The sequence below is a fragment of the Mesobacillus sp. genome (genome assembly GCF_047739415.1).
Lineage (GTDB): Bacteria > Bacillota > Bacilli > Bacillales > Cytobacillaceae > Mesobacillus.
Genome location: NZ_JBIQOE010000272.1, coordinates 1 through 3,469 on the forward strand (window position 1 = coordinate 1; position 3,469 = coordinate 3,469).

The following is a 3,469-nucleotide window of genomic DNA, read 5'->3' on the forward strand; positions in this document are numbered from 1 at the left end:
TTGGCAAGCAAATGGGCATTTACACCCCTCATCGCATCGAGTCCTTCGATAATTCCAACATCCAGGGCACCGATCCGGTTTCAGCGATGATTGTTTTTATCGATGGCAAGCCCGAAAAAAGGGAATACCGCAAATACAAGATTAAATCAGTCAAAGGTCCGGATGACTATGAATCGATGAGGGAAGTCGTCAGGCGCAGGTATACACGTGTCCTGAAAGAGGGATTGCCGCTTCCGGATTTGATTATCATCGATGGCGGAAAAGGACATATCGAGTCCGCGCGTGATGTCCTGGAGAATGAACTTGGAATGGATATTCCGATTGCCGGCTTGGCCAAGGATGACAAGCACAGGACCTCCCAGCTGCTGTATGGTAATCCGCTGCAGGTAATAGAACTGCCGCGAAACAGCCAGGAGTTCTACCTATTGCAAAGAATTCAGGATGAAGTCCACCGGTTCGCGATAACCTTCCATCGCCAGCTAAGAGGCAAAAGTGCCTTTCAATCACTGCTTGATGATATTCCAGGCATTGGTGAAAAGCGCAAGAAAGCTTTGTTGAAGCATTTCGGTTCGGTAAAAAAAATGAAGGAAGCCTCATTGGAAGAGTTGAACGCTGCCGGCCTGCCGGCAAATGTGGCAGAAGAGCTATTTCAGAAATTACAGAATTAAGGTAGCATTCTATTTTCAGGTGTGCTATAATGATAAAAATTTCATATAGCTATCACTTTAGAGCATTAAAGTGTAGATAGAGGTGCGAACTTCAAGAGTAAAAGTCAGGAGAATTGTAGGATTCGGAGATGGACTTTGAAAGGGGATTTTCGCCGAAGTGAGGAAATTCCTATCAATTTTCTCGCTGGTCCTTCGTTGAATAAACGCTGGATTGTCAAGATTGCCATCTTGGAGTGCTATCTCATGTTGCAGCGTATATACACGTTTATCAAGCAATGGGAGCCACTTCCATTGCTTTTTCTGTTTTTTAAGGGCTTTTTTAATAGAAGTCTTTGGGAAAGATACATATGCGGCGTAGCCATGAAACTCTATTAGAGGCAAAATACAGAATGAAGAGGCAGGGGAAACTTATGGGATTGATTGTACAGAAATTCGGTGGAACATCGGTTGGCAGCGTCGAAAGGATCAGGAACGCTGCCAGCAGGACAGCGGAAGAACTGCAGAACGGCAATAATGTGGTCGTTGTCGTATCAGCAATGGGCAAGACGACGGACCATCTTGTCGATATGGCGAATGATATTTCCAGCGCGCCATCAAAAAGAGAGATGGATATGCTGTTGACCACAGGAGAGCAAATTACGATCGCACTTTTTTCAATGGCATTAGCGCAAAATGGCATTGATGCGGTTTCCTATACAGGCTGGCAGGCGGGGATCAAAACTGAACCTGTCCATGGGAACGCCAGGATTGTTGATATCGACACGGACAGGATTGCCCGAGATTTAGAGAGTGGCAAGGTGGTCATTGTCGCGGGATTCCAGGGAGTTACGGATGATGGTGAAATCACCACGCTTGGCCGCGGCGGCTCAGATACCACGGCAGTAGCCCTTGCGGCGGCTCTGAAGGCTGATAAATGCGATATCTATACCGATGTGACAGGCGTGTTCACGACCGATCCAAGATATGTGAAGAGCGCGAGGAAATTGCTGAGCGTTTCCTATGATGAAATGTTAGAGCTGGCCAATCTGGGGGCAGGCGTGCTCCACCCGCGTGCGGTGGAATTCGCGAAAAACTATGGATTGCCGCTTGAAGTAAGATCCAGCATGGAAAAAGAAAGAGGCACGATCATCGAGGAGGAGAATGAAATGGAACAGAATTTAATCGTACGTGGAGTAGCGTTTGAAGACCAAATCACGAGAGTATCAGTCCTTGGTGTAAGCACTTCATTAAAAGGACTTTCAACTATATTCACAACACTTGCACAGAACCACATCAATGTCGATATCATCGTTCAAAGCCGTACAGAAGCAGGGTTAGCGAATATTTCGTTCTCCATTAAGAGTAACGACCTCCCGGAGGCACTGGACGTATTGGAACGCAATAAAGAAGCATTAAACTATCAAGCCGTCGAATCCGAAACCGGCCTGGCAAAGGTGTCGATTGTAGGTTCCGGAATGGTTTCAAATCCAGGAGTAGCCGCCAAAATGTTTGAAGTCCTTGAAGGACACGGTATCCAGGTGAAGATGGTAAGCACATCTGAAATCAAAGTCTCCACGGTGGTTGATGAAAAACAAATGGTAAACGCAGTAGAATCATTGCATGAAGCATTTGAGTTATACTCCGAAGCTGTTAAGACGAATTAAGCAGGAGAAAGATAGCTTTCCCGGTGCGTGCTATTGGGAAAGCTATTTGTGTGTATATGTGCCCGGTTTCGCCAAAAGGAAGAGCAACCGGGCACATAAAAGGTAAATATGTTCCCGGTTTCGCCAACAGTGAGAGCAACCGGGAACATAAAAGGGAAATATGTTCCCCGTTTCGCCAAAAGGAAGAGCAACCGGGCACATAAAAGGGAAATATGTTCCCCGTTTTGCCAAAAGGGAGAGCAACCGGGCAAATCAAAAGTGATATGGACTGGAAAGTGGTAAAAACTTCGGCCGATTTTGAATATAGCAATCAAAGAGTCACTGCGCCAAGATAAGCGGGTTCAATTCAATAAGTATCAGTCATAGTAAAAAAGGTTACTGCGACCTCTGATTGAGATTCGGACTCAGTAACCTTTGATATATACCCTTAGCTTTAGTAAAGAAATATTCTGTTAAACCGGCTGCTTTCCTACACTATTCGCCAATCGAATCATTCTTATCCCATTTGATCGTGAACAGGATTTTTGATGACTTTTTATTGGGGTGTTCGAAGGCTTCGGCTGTTACTTTTTTCTGTTGTTCCATTTGTTGGGCGATGAAGCCTGATTCTAGCTGGAATGTGGTTTTTGGGTTGTTTTTCAGTCGGGAGGAAATTAGCTCGCTGCCAAGTTCAAGCACCATTTCTCTTCGGGCTTCTTCTTTGATGGTAAGTGTGCCCCAGCCGGCATCCTGGAAAAAGCGGATGGTTTCGTCAAGAGTTGCTAATGGAAACTTTCGCGCAAGGCGTTTTCCGGCCCAATATAGGATTTCTGGCGTATCTTTGCCGAGTAATTCCGGCAGAAGGACTTCCCTGATCAATTCGTATCCAAACGCAGGGACAGCCAGTGGCACGCTCTTAGTTTTTTGCTCAGAAGTAGTTATTTCGCTCATGTTCTCCCCTCTTTCTATCACTCTATTATAAACAATTTGCCGCGAAAATATTAAATTAAAAAGTTGTTAAATTTTACTGGGCATAAAAAATTCTATAAAATTTTTCCATGTTTATACCATACCCGAAACTTTGGTATCCAAAAATTATTGTTCCGGAAAATTTTATTCAACTGTGTTTAACAGGCAATAGTATTATTTTAATATACTCTTTAACGCGTTGGAATAATT

3 protein-coding genes and 1 riboswitch are annotated in these 3,469 nt (G+C 44.5%); of the genes, 2 read left to right on the plus strand and 1 reads right to left on the minus strand.

Features of this window, described 5'->3' with window-relative positions:
• Together ACH0QE_RS21405 and ACH0QE_RS21410 are read left to right on the plus strand one after the other, a co-directional pair.
• The coding region (locus ACH0QE_RS21405; protein WP_415802509.1) for a helix-hairpin-helix domain-containing protein at positions 1 to 668 on the plus strand (668 nt) is incomplete at its 5' end.
• A 69-nt stretch (positions 669 to 737) separates the two neighbouring features.
• Positions 738 to 915: riboswitch (Lysine riboswitch) on the plus strand.
• A gap of 163 nt (positions 916 to 1,078) precedes the next feature.
• On the plus strand, positions 1,079 to 2,311 hold the full coding sequence (locus tag ACH0QE_RS21410; protein WP_415802510.1) for an aspartate kinase: 1,233 nt from the start codon (positions 1,079 to 1,081) through the stop codon (positions 2,309 to 2,311).
• 474 nt (positions 2,312 to 2,785) lie between these two features.
• Here the strand turns inward: ACH0QE_RS21410 and ACH0QE_RS21415 are convergent, their stop codons facing one another.
• On the minus strand, positions 2,786 to 3,241 hold the full coding sequence (locus tag ACH0QE_RS21415) for a YslB family protein (RefSeq protein ID WP_415802511.1): 456 nt from the start codon (positions 3,239 to 3,241) through the stop codon (positions 2,786 to 2,788).
• Positions 3,242 to 3,469: the final 228 nt, after the last annotated feature.

Excerpts from the sequence above, each read along its gene's own strand:
- ACH0QE_RS21410 (WP_415802510.1), top strand. The coding sequence starts at position 1,079 with ATGGGATTGATTGTACAGAAATTCGGTGGAACATCGGTTGGCAGCGTC.
- ACH0QE_RS21415 (WP_415802511.1), bottom strand. The coding sequence starts at position 3,241 with ATGAGCGAAATAACTACTTCTGAGCAAAAAACTAAGAGCGTGCCACTG.